We start from the raw sequence: 18,892 nt of genomic DNA, 5'->3' as shown, positions 1-18,892 counted from the left end.
CCTCACTCGGTTGAAAGAATCGGCGCGCATGGGAATCGCGCTTGGGATCATGGCGTCAACCTATGAACGGCCCCTTGCCGGGTCAAGGACGCTCACACTGAGATGAAGGGATGCCAGCGCCGCGTCCAGCGCGGGGGCTGAAATCTCCATATATTCAAGGGCCTCGGTCCAGAGCAAGACGGCCCTGATCGGCTTTTGGGGATAAAGCCGCGCCAGCACCGCCCGGTACAGCGCAAGCTGCCGGACATAGGCGGCGGGCGCCTCCGCGGCGCTTTTGGGCGCCGCCTGGTTGGTCTTGAAATCCACGATCAGAACCTCGTCCGGACGAACGACCAGCCGGTCGATCTGCCCCGACACCAGCGCTGGCGGCCGCCCAGGCCGGTCCAATCGGCCGACGATCGAGACCTCGGCACGGCTGCCGGTGGCAAACACCGGGGCAAAGCGCGGTTCGGCGATCAGGGCGAGCACCTTGTCGGCCAGCGCGGTCCGGTCGGCCGTCGTCCAGTCGGGCGCGTTGCGTGCCATGAAGCCAAGCGCGGCCTCGCGCCGACGCTCAGTGGCGATGTCGGGCAGGGACTGCAGCAGCCGGTGCACCAGCGTGCCGCGTTGCAGCGCCAGCGCGCGCGACTGCACCGATTCGCCTGATCGCACGCTACGGCCTTCCTCGGTCGACTGGCCGGAAGGGCGCACGGGGTCGTCATCGACGGTCTCGCGCGGTACCGGTGTCCGCAGCCAGGCCGGCAATGCGACCCTCTGGTCCACCGACATCGCAGGCGTGCCGAGCGCCGTGACATCCTCCGGCCGGGCGAATCGGGTCACCTTACCGAGCGGCGTCTCGATCGTCTGCCTGTCCAGGCCCGAGCCGGTGAGCCCGGTGTCGATGAGGTCGTACCAGCTCAGCTTGCGCACCGTCTTCATGTTGCCGGGCATGCAGCCGCCGACGATCAGCCGATCGGCCGCGCGCGTCATCGCGACATAGAGCAGGCGGCGATACTCGTCCTCGGTCTCCTCGATCAAGGCCTTGCGTGCGTCGGCGACGGGCTTGGGATCATCGGCCTTGCGCCCGGCCCAGACCACGACCTCGCTGCCATTGCCGCGCGGCACGTGGATCAGCCGGACCCGCTGCGAGTCCGCGGGCGATGATGTCGTGTCGACCATGAACACGACGGAGGCTTCCAGGCCCTTGGCGCCGTGCACCGTCATGACCCGCACCTCGTCGCGCGAGATCTCCATGTCGCGCTTCACCTCGGTATCGGCCGAGCGCAGCCAGGCCATGAAGCCTTGCAGCGAGGCCGGTGCCTTGCGCTCGTAATTCAGCGCCAGCTCCAGAAACTCGTCGAGCGCGTCGTTGGCCTCATGGCCGAGCCGACGCAGGATGCGCGCGCGTCCGCCGTCGCCGCCGAGCAGCCAGGCGTAGAAGGCGAACGGAGTCTCGTCGCGCGACCGCGCCTCGCAGGCTTCAAGCCGCCGCAGTGCCGTGGCGAACGTCTCGCTTGTGGCTGCATGTTCGGCAAGCGCGCGGCGCAGCGATCCCTTACGGCCGTGGGCCAACTGAAACAGGTCGTCGTCATCGAGCCCGAACAGCGGGCTCTTCAGCGCAACCGCGAGCGCAAGATCGTCCTGCGGCAGCAGCAGCGCGTCCGCAAGGTTCATCAGGTCGATGATCGCGATGTGCTCGGTGAGCTTCAGCCGGTCGGCGCCGGCGACCGGAACATTGGCGTGCTTCAGCGCCTGGATCACGGCGTCGAACGCATTGCCGCGCCGGCGCACCAGGATCAGCATGTCGCCATAACGCAGCGGCCGGCGCTCACCTTCGTGCCCGGTCAGCGTGCCGCTCTCGACCAGCCGTTTGATCTCGGTCTGGATGCGGCGCGCGAGCTTGACTTCGGGGCTGGTGGCAGCGACGCCGTCGAATGGCGCGCGCCAACCCTCGATCTCCTGCCTGTCGTCGGCGACGGCCAGATCCCAGAGCTCGACGACGCTCGGACCGGCATCACTGAGCGCATTGTGCAGCGGGTGGCCGATGTCGATCGAGTGAATGCTTTTGTAGATCGCCGGTTCGCGAAACACATGGTCGACGGAATGCAGGATTTCCGCGCCGGACCGGAACGAATAGGTAAAGGCGACTGGATCGAATTTCAGTCCAGCCGAGGTGAATTTACGGTCCAACTCTCGCTTGCGCGCGTCGAATTCGCGCGGGTCGGCGCCCTGGAACGAGAAGATCGACTGCTTCTCGTCGCCGACGGCGAAGACCGTGCGGTTCAGTCCTTCGCGTGCGCCTTCGCCCGCCGTGAACTCGGAAATGATGTGCGCGACGATATCCCATTGCCGCGGGCTTGTGTCCTGGGCTTCGTCGATCAGGACGTGATCGACGCCACGGTCGAGCTTGTAATGCACCCAGCCTGAAGCGACGCGGTTCAGCATCGCCAGCGTCTTGTCGATGAGGTCGTCGTAGTCGAGCAGCCCGCGCTCCTGCTTCTCGCGGCGGTAGTTCGCCGCGGCCGCGGTCGCGATGTGCAGCAGCGCCGCGGTGCGGTCGCGCATGGTCACCGCGCGGCGCTTCTCGATCAATCCGCTGAGGCGCTGCACCTCGTTCTCGAACAGCCGGGCGACAGATGGGTTGTGATCGCCAAACTTCTTGGTCAGCACCGCCTTGCGCGGCAGTTTTTCGTCGGTGAGGAAGACGCCGAGATAGGCATCGACCTGCGCGGCGCCGGAAAACACCTTGGCCTCGCGGAGCCGGCTGGCCTGGTCGTTGTCGGACTTGCTGCCGTCCTCCAGCGCGAAGGCGATGTCGTCCCAGCGCGACCGCGGCAGGAATGGACCGTCGAGAATTTCCGTCTCGACGTCCTCGATCCGATCGCTCGCCTCCACGCCCAGCACCGCCGCCATCTGCTCAGCAGCTGCCCCGGCGTTGCCGGCCTCGTCGGTCCAGGCCATGAAATGATCGCGGCTGAGACAGGCCTCGCGCACGACCTCCTTGAAAGTGACGTCGGCCGCGCTCGCCATCGCGGTCAGCAGCGCGCGGCCAGTGACGGTCTCCGGATCGCGCGCGGCTTCCAGCAGCACCTTCAGATTGGCGCGCTCCATCATGTCGGTCTGGTCGCGCTCGTCGATCACGGCAAAGCGCGCGGGAACATTGGCCTCGAACGGAAATTGCTGGAGCAGCCGGGTGCAGAGCGCGTGGATGGTCTGCACCTTCAATCCGCCCGGCGTCTCCAGCGCGCAGGCGAAAAGCTTTCGTGCTTCGCGGCGTAGTTTTCGATCGGGATGTGGGATGCCGACCGCCTTAATCGCCGCGTCGAGCGCGTTGTCGTCCAGCGTCACCCAATGACCGAGCGTCGTGAACACGCGCTCGGCCATGTTCGCGGCGGCGGCCTTGGTGAAGGTGATGCAGAGAATCTTTTCCGGCGGCACGGCCGACAGCAGCAGGCGGATCACCCGCTGCACCAGCACATGGGTCTTGCCAGAGCCGGCATTGGCCGACACGAACGCCGACGCGGTCGGATCGGACGCGCGCGCCTGCCGCGCACGCACCTCGTCGGGAATGGGACGCGGCAGCTTCACCATTCCTCGATCCCCAGGCCGCCGGCCGCGGACCATTCCTTGATCCGGGCGAGGTCGTCATAGGTGCCGTAGCGGTTGGTCCACATCGGCAGGTTCAGCGAGGTATACGCCTGATTCTCGTCCTCGAAGGCGCGGATCAGCGCCTCGAGCTTGGCCCGTGCTTCGGCGGCGGCCGTGTCAGGCGGCTGCGGCTCGTCGCCTTGCCTATACTTGAGCTCGAGGATGCGCTCCTCGCCCGGCGGATTGTTGCCGCTCAGGCGCACATAGACGAGCTGGCTGACGGACGAACCCGCGTCGATGTCTGGAAATCCGCCCTCGCGCAGGATCGCCGCTTCGAGGGTGAGCTGCGGCGACAGGCCCATGCGGACCTGCTTGCCGGTCGGCGGCTGCCCGGTCTTGTAGTCGAGGATGGCATAGCTGCCGCCCTGGCGCCGCTCGATGCGGTCGGCGCGGGCGGAGAGCTGGAAGCTGCGGTCGTGGTCGAGCCTGATCGAGATCTCGCCCCGCGTCTCCGCCGTGATGACCTCGATCACGTCGCGGCGTACCGTCTCCCATTCACCGAACCAGCGCGCGATGCGCTGGAAGCGCGGCCACCATAGCGCCCGCGCTTCGGGGCGCTCCATCAGCGGCGCAAAATACTTTTCGCCGATCGCGCGCAGCACGCGCGCGGGATCGTCGGGCAGGCGCGTGGCATAGCTTTCCGTGAACTCGCCGAGCGCATCGTGGATCGCCGAGCCACGGTCGGCGGCCGACAGCGGCATGTCGACGGGGTCGAGCGCGTCGAGCCGCAAAATGTGCTTTGCGTAGATCGTGTAGGGATCGCGCAGCCAGTCCTCGATCGCGGTGACCGACATCTTCAGCGGCCGCGTCGCGCGCGGCGGCCGCGGCTCGGGCTGCTTGACCGGCTTGACCTCGTCGGGCTGGTCCAGCGCGCCCGCAAACTGCACGTATTTTTCGCCCGTGCGGATGGCCGTCTTCCAGAGCTCGTCGCCTGCGACCGCCTCTAACCGGTGCAGGAAGCGCGAGGCGACCGCCGGTGCGCCGCCGGCCTTCGCGGAATGGGTCAGGATGACCTCGTCGCCGCCGAGCAGTTGCGCAAAATCGTGTGCGGAGAGGCCGATGCGGCGCTCCGGCAAATCTAAGCCAAGCTCGTGCCGCATCGGCCGGCTGAGCCAGGGATCGATGCGCGGCGCCGGCGGCCAGACGCCCTCGATCAGGCCGCCGATGATGATCCGGTCCGCCTGCATCAGGCGCGATTCCAGCGGGCCGTAGATCTGCAGCCGCGCGCCGGGTCTGTCCCGCCGCCGCACCGCGCGATCGCCGAACGCGGTCTGGAAGACGTCGGCGTAGTCAGGCAGCGTCACCATCAATCCGCTGGTGGTGCCGCCGCGCAGGAGGTCGTCGAAGGCGTTGGCGAGTGCGAGGCCCTCGCGCTCCTCGAAGGCGAGCGGGATGCCCTGCTCGTCGCGCGACAGCTCGATCATGATCTCGCGATGGCGGTGCGCGAGCTCGGCGAAGTCGTACGGTTTCGATGACGCGAGACTCTCGATCGGCGCCAACGACTTCTGCAGGGCATCGATCAGCGCCTGGATGCCATCGAGGTCCTCCGCCTTCAGACGCGCACGCGGCTCCGCACGGTGCAGCGCGGAGACCTCGCTGCGCCACAGCTTTGCCAGTTCCTCGCGGAAACGATTGAATTCGCGCAGCAGCCCCGCGGTGCCCGCGGGCGGCCGCGTGCCGCGCAGGACCGCAAGCTCGAGGCCCTCGATCGCCGCCTTCCATCCACCAGGCAGCCGGCCAAGCCGGCATAGCGGATGCTTCAGCATCGCCAGCAGCGTCGGCGGCTCCAATCCCTTGGTCGCCGCTTCCGATGCCAGACGCGCAAAAACGCCGGCGGATGTTTCCATCAGCACGTCGCCGCCGGAATCGTCGAACGCGAGATCCCATCGCGTCAGCGCGGCCATCACCCGCCGCGCCAGCGCGCGGTCCGGCGTCACCAGCGCCGCCGATTTGTCGAGATGGCGCGCCTCGCGCATCGCAATGGCGATCGCAAGCGCTTCCATTTCAGGATTGGGGGCTTCGACGACCGCGAGGTTTGTCATGCCGCCCGCGATCTTCGCGGCGACGTCAGGCTGCTTCAACCGGTCGTGCCAGACTTCCGTCTTGGCCGACGGACGCATCGATTCCGATGCGAGCAGATCGCGTCCGCCTTCTGCCGGCGGCTGGAGGATGTCGACGTCGCTGCGCTTGATGCCAAGGCGGTCCAGCAGCGCATGCATGGCATATTGCGGATGGTTCGACGCCGGATGCTCCGCGAACTTGCCGAGCGAGTCACGAACGCCGCCGATGGTACGCCAGGCGTCGTCGTCGAGATCGGTGTCGAGGCCCGGCAGCACGACGGCGCCATGCGGCAGCGATGCGACCGCGTGCAGGAATTTTGCGGTGGCCGGCATCGATCCGGTCGAGCCGGCCGCGATCACCGGGCCATGGGGATGTGCGGTCAGCCGTTTTGCTTCCGCCGCAATCAGGAGATCGCGCCGCGCTGCGGGCTCGATCCGGTTGATCTCCGCGAGATGACCGGGCCAGGCAATGCGCGCGATGCGCAGGAATTCGAGCGAGTGCTGCCAGTAGCGGTCGAGCATATCAGGCACCAGGCCGTCGAGCGCGCTCCAGTCGACGCCGCGCGTCACCATGTCGTCGATCAGGCGTGCGAGGTCGCCGGCCAGCGCCAGCGTCGAGGCGGGGCCGCCGACCACCAGCGGGGACAGCACCGGGCCCTTGGCCCAGGCCGCCACGAGCTGCGCCAGCGTCAGCCGCCGTTCGAGCTCGCCAAGCCGTGGCGGAATGTCGAGCGGCGCTGCGCCGGAGAACTGCTCGCCCTCGTCGGCGAACGCGAGCTCGTCCTCGTCGATGTCGCCGAGCGCGACGATGCGCGGCAGGACCACCGCATCGGCCGCCATCTCGTCGAGAAAGATCTCGCGCACGACGCGCATGGCGCGCCTTGTCGGCAGGTACAGCGTGGCATCCGCAAGCCGCGCCGGTTCCTTGCGCGCCTCGAAGCCGTCGACCAGCCGGCCGTCGAGCAGGCTCGAGACGACCGTGCGCAGGAACGGAACTGAGATGGGAACGCTGAAAACGCGCATGGGCTGCCTGATTCGGGAATCAGGCGCCAATATAGGGACGCGGATTCAAATGGTCATGGGGCGCGGCGGGGTCTTTCCCCGCTGTTCGCGAGGTTGGCGCCGGTGCCGTAGGGTGGGCAAAGCGAGCGTGCCCGCGCATTTTTGCGATCGAGAGAGATGGTGGGCACGGCGCAAGGGCGCCTTTGTCCACCCTACGGCACTGTGATTGGAGCAGCCTTACGCCACGCTCTCCAGGAACGCCTCTTCCGCCGCGTGCACGGCATCGGGCGTGCCGACATGCATCCAGACGCCGTCGAGGCGGAGGCCGAACAGGCGCTCCTGCTCGTTGGCGCGGTCGAACATTTTTGTCAGCGAGAACTCGCCCTGCGGCGCGCCTTCGAAGATCGTCGGCGACAGGATCGCCGCGCCGGCATAGACGAACGGAACGACCTCTTTTTCCTTGCGCTTGCGCAGGGCACCGTCGGGCAGCATGCCGTAATCGCCGCGGCCGCTATAGCCGATGCTGGTCGCTGTCGGCGCCATCAAGAGCAGGATGTCCATGCGCTCAGGGTCGAAGTTTTCCGCAAGCCGCGCCAGGTTCGAGCGCACGCCGTCGATCCACAGCGTGTCGGAATTGACATGGAAGAACGGCGCGTCGCCGAGCAGCGGCAGCGCCTTGACCACGCCACCACCGGTGCCGAGCACCTGGTCGCGCTCGTCCGAGATGGTTACGCGCGGATGCTGGCGGGATGCGGTGTGGTTGATGATCTGGTCCGGCAGATAGTGCACATTGACGATCGCCTCGGTCACGCCGGCGTCGCCGAGCTTGTCGAGCACGTGGTCCAGCAGCGGCTGGCCGGCCACCGGCACGAGCGGCTTCGGCATCTTCTCCGTCAACGGACGCATGCGCAGCCCGAACCCCGCGGCGAGCACCATGGCTTTGGTCGGCTTGACGGACATCGTTCGCTTTCTCAGACTCGTCTTTCCCGGAATCCTGGACTTAAGAACTTTTGAAGTTCGCGTACGCAGCAATCCTAACACGGACCGCAATTGGCCGCACCGCGTCTTAACCGCCTTAACCACCTGCCGTGACGGTTGTGCGACGGGTGTTGCCCTCACGCCCCGACGGGTGTGGATCGCGCCTTTTTCTTCTTGTCGCCGAGCTTGAGAAAATTGACGCCGATCTGGTCGCCATTGACCCACGCCAGCTCACAGCGCCGGTACGCAAGTCCGGTGGACGACAGCAGGAGAAAAAATTCCTTCAGATGCAGGCCTTCGACCGAGCCGTCGATGGTCAGCTTGGCGCCACTCTCGGAGACGTCCTCCATGGTGCACTCGCGCCGCCAGGTGCCGTCGATCCCCATCATCTGGGCCGGGATCCCGCGCTCGAAAACAACCCGGCTGTTGCCACGATGGTCCGTCTTGACCGCCATCTGCCCTTGCTCCAGCCCCGTCCTTGTCCGGCTGCCTGCGGGCGATGATACCGATGCGACGGCTAACAGGCGGTAAATCGGGCCGCGAATCAGGCTTGGGGCTGCCCTTCAGGCTGCTCTTCGGACGGCTCTTGGGACGCCCCTTGGGACGTCCCTTGGGGCGGCGGGACGTTGGCGAGATACCAGTCGCGCAGGTGAACCAGCGCGGGATGTGCCAGCGAGCGCTGGAGGTAGGTCCAGATCCGCGGCTGGTGGCGCAGATAATGCGGCTTACCGTCGCGGCGGTTGAGGCGGGCGAAGGTGCCGAGCAGGCGCGTGTTCCGCTGCGCCGACATGATCGCGTAGAGTTCCGCAAAGCCCGCCGCATCGAAGCTCGCATCGCTCGCGCGCCGCGCCTTGATGTAGCGCGACAGCAGCGTCAGCTCGATGTTCTCAGGGACATCGATGCGGGCGTCCTGGAGCAGCGACACCACGTCGTAGGATTGCGGTCCGAGCACGGTGTCCTGGAAGTCGATCACACCGACGCGTTCGATACCGGTGCGCATCCCGAGCCAGATCAGATTGGGCGAGTGGAAGTCGCGGATGATCCACGTCCTCGGCGCGGCCAGCGGCTTCCTCAGCAGCTCGCGCCACATTGCGAAAAACTCCGCGCGCTTCTCGTCGCTCAGCGGCGCATTGCGGTCGGGCAGATACCATTCCGGCATCAACCCGATTTCGATCAAGAGTGCTTCGGTGTCGAACACCGGAATAGCGTAGGTCTGGCTCGCCAGCGGCAGTGTTTCCGGCAGCGTCGTGCGATGCAGCGCGGCCAGCACGTCGGTTGCGGTCTCGTAGCGCTCGGGAATCGGGCGCGGCGGATCGCCTTCGATCACGCCTTCGCTGCCGAAATCTTCGGTGATCAGGAAGCCGTGGTCGAGATCGGAATGATGGATCGCGGGCGCGGAGATGCCTTGCGCGCGCAGGCCCTCGTCGATGGCGACGAAGGGCTTTACGTTCTCGGCGAGATGCACCGCCGCGCTGTAGGATTTTCCGTTGTACATCGCAGCGCCGTCGGGCCGCTGCGGAAAGTTCATGAGGATGACGATCTCGTCGTCGCGCAGCAGTCGCGCATAGGAGCGGGTCGAGGCATCGCCGGGCATGCGCTTGCGCGTTGCATCCATGTAGCCGGATGCCTCGAGGAATTCCCGCAGCGCCTTCAGCCGCGCGACTTGCGCGGCGGCCTTGCCGTAACCCGTGATGTCGGCGGCGCGCGCATTCGAGCCCAGCGCCGGCCGGTGCGTCAGCGCGATGTCGATGCGGTCTTCCGGCATCGCCGACGGTGCGCGTTCCGGCCATTCGATCAGGACGAGCGTGGCATCGGGAAGCGGCGACAGGCCGATCTCCTCCAGCTCGCTCTCGTCCTCGACGCGGTAGAGATCGGCATGCATCGCCGGAAACGGCGGCAGCTCGTAACCCTGCACCAGCGTGAAGGTCGGGCTCGGGACTTCCAGCGCCTCGTCGCCGGCGAGATAGCGGATCATGGCGCGCGCAGCCGCAGTCTTGCCCGCGCCGAGATCGCCGGTGAGGGTGATGACGTCGCCGGGGCCGACCAGCAACGCGAGGTCGGCCATCAATTGTGCGGTGGCCGTCTCGTTGACAAGCGCGACGGAGAATGTGGTCGGTTCAGTCATTCGGCGGCGTCGCGATGCGCCGCCTGGTCGGTCGGGAAGTCGCAGATCACGACCGTGCCCCTGCCCACGATCGAATCCACCCGCACCTTGCCGCCATGCAGCTCGACGAAGGAGCGCACCAGCGACAGGCCGAGCCCGGCGCCGCGATGACGCGACCCCTGCGAGCGGCTTTCAAACCAGTTGAACACCTTGTCCTTCATGTCGGCAGGTATTCCAGGCCCGGAATCTGTCACAGTGAAGACCACGCTGCGTTCGGTGCGGCGCGCGCTGATGCCGACGGTGGAATCCTGTGGAGAAAACCCGACTGCGTTGGCGAGGAGGTTATAGAGCACCTGCACCACGCGCTTCTCGTCGCCGACGAAGCTGCCGATGTCGGGCGCGATCTCGACCTTGAGGCGGATGCGATCGGTGGCGAGGCGGTCCTGGATGCCCTCGGCGGCGAGCTCGATGGCCTTGCTGACGTCGACCGGGCCGAGTTCCAGCTTCATGGCGCCGGCGTCGATCGTGGCGAGATCCAGGATGTTGTTGGTCAGCGCCAGCAGGGCGTTGGTGGATTTGGTGACGTAGTCGAGATATTCGGCCTGTTTCGGCGTCAGCGGCCCGGTCGAGGGATCGCTGAGGAAATGTGCGAATCCGATGATGGTGGTGAGCGGCGAGCGCAGCTCGTAGGAGACGTGGTGGACGAAATCCACCTTCATCTGGTCCGCGGCCTCCAATGCCTCGTTGCGCTCGCGCAGCGCACGCTCGACATTCTCGGTGTCGGTGATGTCCTGGAACGTCAGCATGGTGGCGCCGTCATGCAGCGGACGGATCATGCCGTCGAGCACGCTGCCGTCCTTGCGCTCGAGCTTCAGCGGCACGTCGGCGCGGCTCTCGATCGAGGTGACGGCCTCGCGGATCTGCCGCCAGACTTGCGGGTCGTCGAACAGCTGATGGCACCAGCCTTCGACCGTCTGGATGTGCGGCTCGTCGCGCATGGCGTCGCTCGACAGCTTCCACATCCGGACGAAGGCCGGGTTGAACAGCTGCGCCCTGCCGTTGCTGCCGAACACCGCGACGCCCTCGGCGAGGCTGTCCAGCGTCTCGCGCTGGACGCGGATCATGCCGTCGAAGCGGCGGGCGAGCTCGAGGCTTTCGGTGACGTCGTCGAACAGATAGGTGACGCCGCCTTCCGGATTCGGCGTGGTGACGACGGAGAGCGCGCGGCCGTCGGGCAGGTACCAGGTGTCCTTGGCGGTCTCGACCGCGCGATAGGCCTCGTGCAGCTTGGCCTTCCAGGCACGGAAGTCCGGCTGCTCCGGCAATTTGCGCGCAGCGCGGAGCTGGTCGAGTACGCTTGAATCGTCTGGGTCGGCGTCTAGGAAGGTGCGGTCGAGGTCCCACAGCCGGCGGTAGGAATCGTTGTAGAAGGCGAGCCGGCGGTGGCCGTCGAACACGGCAACGCCGGAGGAGAGCTGGTCCAGCGTGCGCCGATGCGCTTCCGCCATCCGCACCAGCGCCGAGCTCAGCGTATCCGCCTCGCTGGCATCGATGGCGACGCCGACATTGCCGCTGCCGACATTGACCGCGCGCACGTCGTAGATGCGCCGCTCGCCGCCGATCACGATCGGCAGCCGCGAGGTGAAACTGGCCGCGTCCTTCAGGCCCCGGTCCATCGCGGTCCGGTCGGCACTGTCGAGCAGCTCGAGCTTGCGCTGCTGGGCGTCGGTGACGCTGCTTGCCTCGGTCGCGCGCACATAGGCCGGATTGGCGTAGGTCAGCGCGCCGTTCTCGGCCTTGGCCCAGATCGGCCAGGGTGCGGCGGCGGCAAAGCCGCGCAGCATCTCGGTCTCGTCGGCGAGGGCCTTGTAACGCAGATTGGTCTCGGCCAAATCGCGCCGGAGTCCGGAGAGTTCGCGAATCCTGACGATGGCCTGGCCGCCGATGGCGCGGCCGATGGCCTCCAGCGTGTGGCCGTGCGCGGTGGTCAGCGTCAGCTGGAACCCGTCGCCGCGGTCACGTAGCGCATCGACCGCGTGATCCATTTGGAGCGCGGGTTCTGGCGGCAGCCACGTTCCGAACGCCAGGACGCGCTGGGGGGAGGAATCGCGCGGTAGCACCATGGAGATGTCGCCGGAAATCTGCGCGCGATTGTCGCCGGCCGGCCAGGAGATCAGGATCTGCGGCTCGGCGAACAGCAGCGCGCCGAAGCGATCGGACTGGAGTTGCAGTTCGCCGATCCGCGCGCGCAGCCGCGCCTCGTTGTTCGCCGTGCGCACGCGCGTGCGCATCAACAGGATCGCGGCCACGACCGAGAAGCCGAGCAGCGCGAGCGCGGTGGCCAGCACCGCGAGTTCCTGCCGGTTGAAGTCCAGCATTATGGAAAGTGTGTCGACGAGGTCGGCAGCCTCAGCCGGCGCAGCCGGCAGCAGCGCCGCGAGAGCGCCTCCCAACAGGCCGTTGCGCGCCAACGATGTGCACGACAACAGCGTCCGACGCATCGACACGATCACGCCTGACATAGTTGCCCCAAGACCGCACGGATTTGCGCGCGACGACCCCCGTCGCGCGCGAATCAAACGACAATACCCTCACCGTGACTCCAGCGGTAAGAGTCCAGATCGTGAACGCAGCGGCGGTCCCACAAAAATGCCGGGCGCGCGGTTCCCGGTTCACGTGGTTCTGCGGTGATTCGGCTGGAGTTGCCGTGCGTTAGCGGCCGGTCGAGCCGAAGCCGCCGGCGCCGCGATCGGTCGCAGACAATGTCGCCACGGGAACCAGCGCGGCCTGCACCACCGGCGCGATCACCATCTGCGCGATGCGCTCGCCGCGCCTGACCACGAAGGGCGCCGTGCCGTGGTTGATCAGGATCACCTTGATCTCGCCGCGATAGTCCGCATCGATCGTGCCGGGCGAGTTCAGCACGGTGACGCCGTGCTTGGCGGCAAGGCCCGAGCGCGGCCGCACCTGCGCCTCGTGGCCGGGCGGCAGCGCGATCGCGAGACCCGTCGGCACCAGCGCATATTGGCCGGCGGCGAGCGTCAGCGGCTCGCTGTCGGAAACTGCGGCCATCAGGTCGAGGCCGGCGGCTTCGGAGGTCTGATAGGCCGGCAGCGGAAGGCCTTCGGCGTGGGCCAGTTGCTGCAGTTCGACCGTGACTTTCGTGCTCAAGATGCCGGCTCCCGGGATTTGTCGGTCACGCTCTTTGCGACATGCGCGACCAGCTCGATGGCGACCTGTTCCTTGGTCATCACCGGCCAGGAATCAACTGCGATCTCGCCGTCCTCCTCACCATTCTTGCGACTGATCAGATGCACGGTGTTGCGGTCGCCGCCCATCACGCCGGTCGCCGGTGAGACGTCGTTGGCGACGATCCAGTCGCAGCCCTTGCGGGCCAGCTTGGACTTGGCGTTGTCGATGAGGTGCTCGGTCTCGGCGGCAAAGCCGATCACCAGCGGCGGGCGCCGGTCGGTCAGCTTCGAGATCGTGGCGAGGATGTCGGGATTCTCGACCAGCTGAAGCGGCGGCATGCCGGCTGAGGTCTTCTTCAGCTTCTGCCCGCCCTCACTGGCGACCCGCCAGTCGGCGACCGCGGCCGCGAAGATCGCGATGTCGGCGGGAAGTGCCGCCTGCACCTGCTCCAGCATCTGCCGGGCCGACTCTACACGCTTCACCGTCACGCCCGGGGGATCGCCGAGATCGACCGGGCCGCTGACCAAAACCACCTCGGCGCCGGCAGCCTGCGCGGCGGCGGCGATGGCGAAGCCCTGCTTGCCGGAGGAGCGGTTGGCGATGTAGCGCACCGGGTCGATCGGCTCGTGCGTGGGACCTGCGGTGATCAGCACGCGCTTGCCGGCGAGCGGTCGCGGCACCGGCGGCCGCAGCAGGCGCTCGGCGGCAGTGGCGATCTCGATCGCCTCGGACATGCGGCCGATCCCGGCCTCGCCCGCCTCGGCCATCTCGCCGGAATTCGGGCCGATCAGCGCAACGCCGTCACGCTGAAGCTGCGTGACGTTGCGCCGCGTCGCCGCGTTGTTCCACATCAGCGGATTCATCGCCGGCGCCAGCAGAACCTTGCGGTTGGTCGCGAGCAGGATGGCGCTGGCGAGATCGTCGGCATGGCCATTGGCCATCTTCGCCAGGAGGTCGGCAGTCGCGGGCGCGACGACAATCAGGTCGCAGTCGCGTGCCAGACGGATGTGACCGGCGTCGAACTCGCTCTGCGGGTCGAACAGGTCAGTGTAGACGCGCTCATGCGACAGCGCGCTCACGGCCAGCGGCGTGACGAATTGCTGCGCCGCCTTGGTCAATACGCAACGGACCTCGATCCGGCGTTCCTTGAGCCGACGGATCAGGTCGAGCGACTTATATGCCGCGATACCGCCGCCGATGATCAGGGTAACGCTCGCCTCGGGAACGGCGCCGGTCCGTTGCGGCGTGGAGGTGGTGGATTGGGCCGGCGGCAGCGCAAACGGCGTCAGCGGCTCCTCGCGGCCCTCGATCAGCTCGCCGAGGATGACCCGGACCTCTTCCTCGACCGACCTGCGGTTCCTGGCCGAGCGCAGGCGCAAATAGGTTTTGACGCCCTCGTCGAGCTTGCGGATGGTCAGGCTTGCCATGACGCCCCTCCAGCACGGAATGATAGCGATGCTATCGTTTCCGTGATTGCAGTGCAATCAAAGATTCCGGACGGCGATCAGGATTCCGATGAAGGTGGCGGCAATGATCCAGAGCGCCACGGTGCGCCACCGGTTCTTGCGGCCCTCGCTGCGGCCCATCGCCGCGATGCTCTCCGGCGACAGCCGCAGGCCCTCCCGCGTCATGGTCTCCAATTGCTCGAGCACCACGACGGAGCGCTGCGCGATGTCGGGCAGGCGCATCAGCACGCGGGCGAGCTCGCCGGTGCCGGACAGCGCGCCCTGCACCCGGCCGATCGGTCCGAGATTGCGTTCGATCCATTCGCGCACCACGGGGTCGGCGACCTTCCAGATGTCGAGCTTGGGATTGAAGCCGCGCGCCACGCCTTCGACGACGACCATGGTTTTCTGAAGCAGGATCAGCTCGGGTCGCGTCGTCATGTCGAACAGGCCGGTGACCTCGAGCAGCAGCGTCAGCAGCCGCGCCATCGAGATCTCTTCGGCCGTCCGGTTGTGAATGGGCTCGCCAATCGCGCGGATGGCCTGCGCAAAATTCTCGACCGAGTGATGCGCCGGCACATAGCCCGCCTCGAAATGCACTTCTGCGACGCGGCGATAGTTGCGGGTGATGAAGCCGAGCAGGATTTCGGCGAGGAAACGCCGCTCCTTCATCCCGAGCCGGCCCATGATGCCGAAATCGACCGCGACCAGACGGCCGGCGTCATCGAGGAACAGATTGCCCGGATGCATGTCGGCGTGGAAGAACCCGTCGCGCAGCGCGTGGCGCAGAAAGCTCTGGATCACCTTGCGGCCGAGATCGGGCAGGTCGACCTGCGCCTCTTGCAGGCGCTTGTGATCGTTCAGCGCGATGCCGTCGATCCATTCCATCGTCAGCACATTGTGCGTGGTGCGGTCCCAGTCGACGGTCGGCACGCGAAAATCAGGATCGTCGCCTGTGTTCTCCGCCATCTCCGACATTGCCGCCGCTTCCAGCCGCAGGTCCATCTCCATCGCGACCGAGCGCGACATGGTGTTGATGACTTCGATAAGTCGCAAACGCCGCGCCTCGCTCGAATAGGTCTCAGCCTTGTGCGCGACGTAGAAGAAATCGGAGAGATCGCGGCGGAATCGCGAGGCCACGTTGGGCCGCAGCACTTTTACGGCGACCGGCTTGCGGATGCCGTCGCGCAAGACTTCGCCGCGATGCACCTGCGCGATCGAGGCTGCCGCGACCGGCGGGCCGAGGCTCGCGAACACGTCCTTGAGCGGACGCTCCAGCGAGCTCGCGATCGCGGCTTCCGCTTCGGCTTGCGAAAACGGCGGCAAGCGATCCTGGAGGCTTTCCAGATCACGCGCCATGACGACGCCGACGACGTCGGGACGCGTGGCCAGAAACTGCCCGAGCTTGAGATAGGCTGGGCCCATCCGGGTCAGCGCGCGCGTCAGCCGTGGTCCGTGCTTTGGACCGCGCCGTTCCACGAGGCGCGCAAGCTTCAGCGCGAGTTGCCCTGGCGGCGGCACCAGGGTCGGATCGACGGAACCGAACACGCCCTCGCGCGCAAACACGAACGCGGCGCGGATCAGGCGCGAAATGTGGGTAATGGAAGAAATCACAAACGCCAGCCCGAATGCAGCGCGACGATGCCGCCGGACAATGTCTGCCAGCCGACGCGGGCGAAGCCGGCGTCGCGGATCATGTCGGCGAAGGCGTTGGGTTTCGGAAACTTGCGGATCGATTCGACGAGATACTGGTAGGACTCGGCGTCGCCCGTGACCATGCGGCCGAGCGGCGGGATCACCTTGAACGAGAACAGGTCATAGATCCGGTCGAGCCCGGGCATTTCGACGGTGGAGAATTCCAGGCACAGGAAGCGGCTGCCGGGCCTCAGCACGCGATAGGCCTCGCGCAGCGCCAGGTCGATCCGCGGCACATTGCGAATGCCGAAAGCGATCGTATATGCGTCAAAGCTGCGGTCGGCGAAGGCGAGCGCTTCGGCATTGCCCTCGACGAAATCGACCTGGGTCTCGAGATGCCGCTTCGCAGCACGCTCGCGGCCCACGGCCAGCATCTCGGCGTTGATGTCGCAGACCGTGGCATGGAAGCCGGGACCTGCCGCCTTGGCAGCGCGGAACGAGATGTCGCCGGTGCCGCCGGCAACGTCGAGCAGCGCGAACGGCCGGTCACCCCGCGGCGGGTTGAGCGCGTTGATCATGATGTCCTTCCAGACCCGGTGCAGGCCACCGGACATCAGGTCGTTCATCAAGTCATAGCGCGACGCCACGCTGTGAAACACATCGTTCACCAGCGTCTGCTTGTCCCCCAAGGGAACGTCCCTGAAGCCAAAATGCGTGGTTTCGCCCGGCCGATCCATTACTCTACTCCACTGGGCGGACCATAGCGCGGCCGCCGCAATGGCGCTATCACACCGCCCTCATAAGGTGAATGCCTGACCATGCCTGAATTGCCCGAAGTCGAGACCGTCCGCCGCGGCCTTCAGCCCGTCATGGAGGGTGCGAAAATCCTCGTCGCGGAGGCCCGCAGGCCGGATCTGCGCTTTCCCTTCCAGCCCGATTTCGTGGCCCGGCTCCAGGGGCAGGTCGTCACGGGGCTTGGCCGCCGTGCAAAATATCTCATGGCCGATCTCGCCTCCGGCGATGTGCTGCTGATGCATCTGGGCATGTCGGGCTCGTTCCGTGTCATCAAGCCGGACAACAGGGCCGTGCCGGGCGAGTTTCACTACCCGCGGGCCAAGGACTCCACGCACGACCATGTGCTGTTTCGGATGTCCTCCGGCGCCGACATCGTGTTCAACGACCCGCGCCGCTTCGGTTACATGAAAGTGATCGCGCGCAACGCGCTCGAGGACGAGCCACTGCTGCGCGATCTCGGTCCCGAGCCGCTCGGCAACGAATTCGACGCGGCGATGCTGGCGCGGTCGTGCGAGGGCAAGACGACGAGCCTGAAGGCCGCGCTGCTCGACCAGCGCGTGGTCGCGGGGCTTGGCAACATCTATGTCTGCGAAGCGCTGCATCGCTCGCATCTGTCGCCGCGCCGCATTGCTGCGACACTCGCGACCAAGGGTCGCAAGGGTGTCGGCGGCGGCGAGCCGACCGATCATGCGAAGCGGTTGGTGGGTGCCATTCACACCGTGCTCAACGACGCGATCAGGGCCGGCGGCTCCAGCTTGCGCGACCATCGCCAGACCTCGGGCGAGCTCGGCTATTTCCAGCACTCCTTCAAGGTCTATGACCGCGAGGGCGAGACCTGCAAGACGCCAGGGTGCGGCGGCACCGTGAAGCGATTCACCCAGAACGGGCGCTCCACCTTCTGGTGTCAGAAATGTCAGAAGTGAGTGTGAAGGTCGAAGCCTGAAAAACGCGAAGGCCCGTAGCCCGGATGGAGCGTAGCGCAATCCGGGTCCAGACTTTCTGCAGAGAGACTTTCCCGGATTTCGCTTCGCTCCATCCGGGCTACAAGGGTCATCAAAAAACGCGAAGCGAAGCAATCCGGTCGGGCTGGTGGCCGGACTGCTTCGTCGCTTGGGCGCTTCGACCGGATAAGTGAAGAGCCCGCCTGGCGTCGGAGCGATCGCCCCGCTCAGGACGCCAGTGTCGTGGTCTCGTCCGCCGCGTGCTCGGCGGCGGCATGCAGCATCCCGTCCGCGACCGAGATGACCTGGTCGATCAGGACATTGGTCGTGGCTTCGAGCTCGAGCCGGGTCTCGATCCAGCGCCAGAGGCCGCGGATCTCGTCCGCCGACTTGCCGTTCGGCGCGAATTCGCTGACGGCGAGGCCGCTCGCGAGCGAGTCCTGATGGTCGTTGCGCATCACGATCAACGGGCGTGCGAGCACCTCGGCGAGATCGAGGGCGGCTTCCTCGGCGAGCGTGTTGGCGGCGTTGTCGATGCGCTGGCCGCGGATCGGCGCCTGGTTCAGCACGAAGCTGTAGGGCCGCTTCCAGGCGCGCGCGACGCTGAGCGTCGAGACGGTCGCCTCGATGTCGGCGACGCTCGGGCGGGCCGGAATCAGGCAGAGGTCGGAATGGCGGATCGCAGCGGTGGTCGCGGCGCTGAGGCCGGCCGCGGTGTCGACGATCGCAAGCTGCAGGCCGCTGTCGGCCAGCATCTTCAGGCGCGGCGCGATGTCGGCCGCGTGATAGATCGGCTCGACGACGAGATCGTCAGCGTGGCGGCGACGCAGCCAGTTGGACAGTGTACCCTGCGGGTCGGTTTCGATCAGGCGGACGGTGAAGCCGGCCTGCTTGGCCGCCAGCGCGAGGCCGATGGCAAGCGTGCTCTTGCCACTGCCACCCTTTTGGGTGGCCAGTACGATCGTGTGCATGGAAAGTTGAATCCTCTGGAATGCCTGGGGTCTCTGGGTAACGCCACGCGAACGTGCATCGCTTCTCGATGCTGAGCGCTACTCGCTCAGGACGTGCCCTGCCCGATCCAAAGGGGACCGCGGATGTCCGAATCAACGCTAA

12 protein-coding genes are annotated in these 18,892 nt (G+C 66.7%); 1 reads left to right on the top strand and 11 read right to left on the bottom strand.

The genetic code is table 11. From position 1 onward, the window contains the following. Window positions 1-60: 60 nt before the first annotated feature. The 10 genes from addA to ubiE all read right to left on the bottom strand — a co-directional run bounded on the left by addA (window position 61) and on the right by ubiE (window position 16,780). On the bottom strand, window positions 61-3,570 hold the full coding sequence (gene addA, locus OWC48_RS20810; RefSeq protein WP_282521644.1) for a double-strand break repair helicase AddA: 3,510 nt from the start codon (window positions 3,568-3,570) through the stop codon (window positions 61-63). After that, on the bottom strand, window positions 3,564-6,710 hold the full coding sequence (addB, locus tag OWC48_RS20805; RefSeq protein WP_282521643.1) for a double-strand break repair protein AddB: 3,147 nt from the start codon (window positions 6,708-6,710) through the stop codon (window positions 3,564-3,566). The genes addA and addB overlap by 7 nt, the downstream gene beginning before the upstream one ends. A 216-nt stretch (window positions 6,711-6,926) precedes the next feature. Then, on the bottom strand, window positions 6,927-7,649 hold the full coding sequence (locus tag OWC48_RS20800) for a nucleotidyltransferase family protein (RefSeq protein WP_282521642.1): 723 nt from the start codon (window positions 7,647-7,649) through the stop codon (window positions 6,927-6,929). Between the two features lie 155 nt (window positions 7,650-7,804). Then, a complete protein-coding gene (locus tag OWC48_RS20795; RefSeq protein WP_282521641.1) occupies window positions 7,805-8,122 on the bottom strand; it encodes a PilZ domain-containing protein in 318 nt (105 codons plus the stop codon). An 89-nt stretch (window positions 8,123-8,211) separates the two neighbouring features. Next, window positions 8,212-9,792, bottom strand: coding sequence for a tRNA (adenosine(37)-N6)-threonylcarbamoyltransferase complex ATPase subunit type 1 TsaE (gene tsaE / locus OWC48_RS20790; protein WP_282521640.1), 1,581 nt, complete (start codon window positions 9,790-9,792; stop codon window positions 8,212-8,214). Beyond that, window positions 9,789-12,293, bottom strand: a complete 2,505-nt coding sequence (locus OWC48_RS20785; RefSeq protein ID WP_282521639.1) for a PAS domain-containing sensor histidine kinase — start codon at window positions 12,291-12,293, stop codon at window positions 9,789-9,791. Before OWC48_RS20785 ends, tsaE begins: the two co-directional genes overlap by 4 nt. A 190-nt stretch (window positions 12,294-12,483) precedes the next feature. Further along, the gene (gene dut, locus OWC48_RS20780) at window positions 12,484-12,942 is read right to left on the bottom strand and encodes a dUTP diphosphatase (RefSeq protein WP_282521638.1); all 459 of its coding nucleotides are present in this window, start codon (window positions 12,940-12,942) and stop codon (window positions 12,484-12,486) included. After that, window positions 12,939-14,390, bottom strand: coding sequence for a bifunctional phosphopantothenoylcysteine decarboxylase/phosphopantothenate--cysteine ligase CoaBC (gene coaBC / locus OWC48_RS20775; RefSeq protein WP_282521637.1), 1,452 nt, complete (start codon window positions 14,388-14,390; stop codon window positions 12,939-12,941). The genes dut and coaBC overlap by 4 nt, the downstream gene beginning before the upstream one ends. 57 nt (window positions 14,391-14,447) lie before the next feature. Continuing rightward, a complete protein-coding gene (gene ubiB, locus OWC48_RS20770) occupies window positions 14,448-16,022 on the bottom strand; it encodes a 2-polyprenylphenol 6-hydroxylase (protein WP_282521636.1) in 1,575 nt (524 codons plus the stop codon). Further along, the gene (gene ubiE, locus OWC48_RS20765; RefSeq protein WP_282521635.1) at window positions 16,019-16,780 is read right to left on the bottom strand and encodes a bifunctional demethylmenaquinone methyltransferase/2-methoxy-6-polyprenyl-1,4-benzoquinol methylase UbiE; all 762 of its coding nucleotides are present in this window, start codon (window positions 16,778-16,780) and stop codon (window positions 16,019-16,021) included. Before ubiE ends, ubiB begins: the two co-directional genes overlap by 4 nt. An 81-nt stretch (window positions 16,781-16,861) precedes the next feature. On the opposite strand from ubiE, the gene mutM reads away from it, so the two are divergent. Beyond that, a complete protein-coding gene (gene mutM / locus OWC48_RS20760) occupies window positions 16,862-17,761 on the top strand; it encodes a bifunctional DNA-formamidopyrimidine glycosylase/DNA-(apurinic or apyrimidinic site) lyase (protein ID WP_282521634.1) in 900 nt (299 codons plus the stop codon). Window positions 17,762-18,006: 245 nt separating this feature from the next. Here mutM and OWC48_RS20755 read toward each other — a convergent pair whose 3' ends face one another. Next, window positions 18,007-18,750, bottom strand: a complete 744-nt coding sequence (locus tag OWC48_RS20755; protein WP_282521633.1) for a ParA family protein — start codon at window positions 18,748-18,750, stop codon at window positions 18,007-18,009. Window positions 18,751-18,892 lie beyond the last annotated feature (142 nt).

The organism is Bradyrhizobium sp. Arg816 (assembly GCF_029989365.1).
Lineage (GTDB): Bacteria > Pseudomonadota > Alphaproteobacteria > Rhizobiales > Xanthobacteraceae > Bradyrhizobium.
This window is presented reverse-complemented; position numbering and strand designations above follow the sequence as displayed.

Excerpts from the sequence above, each read along its gene's own strand:
- addA (WP_282521644.1), bottom strand. The coding sequence starts at position 3,570 with ATGGTGAAGCTGCCGCGTCCCATTCCCGACGAGGTGCGTGCGCGGCAG.
- addB (WP_282521643.1), bottom strand. The coding sequence starts at position 6,710 with ATGCGCGTTTTCAGCGTTCCCATCTCAGTTCCGTTCCTGCGCACGGTC.
- OWC48_RS20800 (WP_282521642.1), bottom strand. The coding sequence starts at position 7,649 with ATGTCCGTCAAGCCGACCAAAGCCATGGTGCTCGCCGCGGGGTTCGGG.
- OWC48_RS20795 (WP_282521641.1), bottom strand. The coding sequence starts at position 8,122 with ATGGCGGTCAAGACGGACCATCGTGGCAACAGCCGGGTTGTTTTCGAG.
- tsaE (WP_282521640.1), bottom strand. The coding sequence starts at position 9,792 with ATGACTGAACCGACCACATTCTCCGTCGCGCTTGTCAACGAGACGGCC.
- OWC48_RS20785 (WP_282521639.1), bottom strand. The coding sequence starts at position 12,293 with ATGTCAGGCGTGATCGTGTCGATGCGTCGGACGCTGTTGTCGTGCACA.
- coaBC (WP_282521637.1), bottom strand. The coding sequence starts at position 14,390 with ATGGCAAGCCTGACCATCCGCAAGCTCGACGAGGGCGTCAAAACCTAT.
- ubiE (WP_282521635.1), bottom strand. The coding sequence starts at position 16,780 with ATGGATCGGCCGGGCGAAACCACGCATTTTGGCTTCAGGGACGTTCCC.
- mutM (WP_282521634.1), top strand. The coding sequence starts at position 16,862 with ATGCCTGAATTGCCCGAAGTCGAGACCGTCCGCCGCGGCCTTCAGCCC.
- OWC48_RS20755 (WP_282521633.1), bottom strand. The coding sequence starts at position 18,750 with ATGCACACGATCGTACTGGCCACCCAAAAGGGTGGCAGTGGCAAGAGC.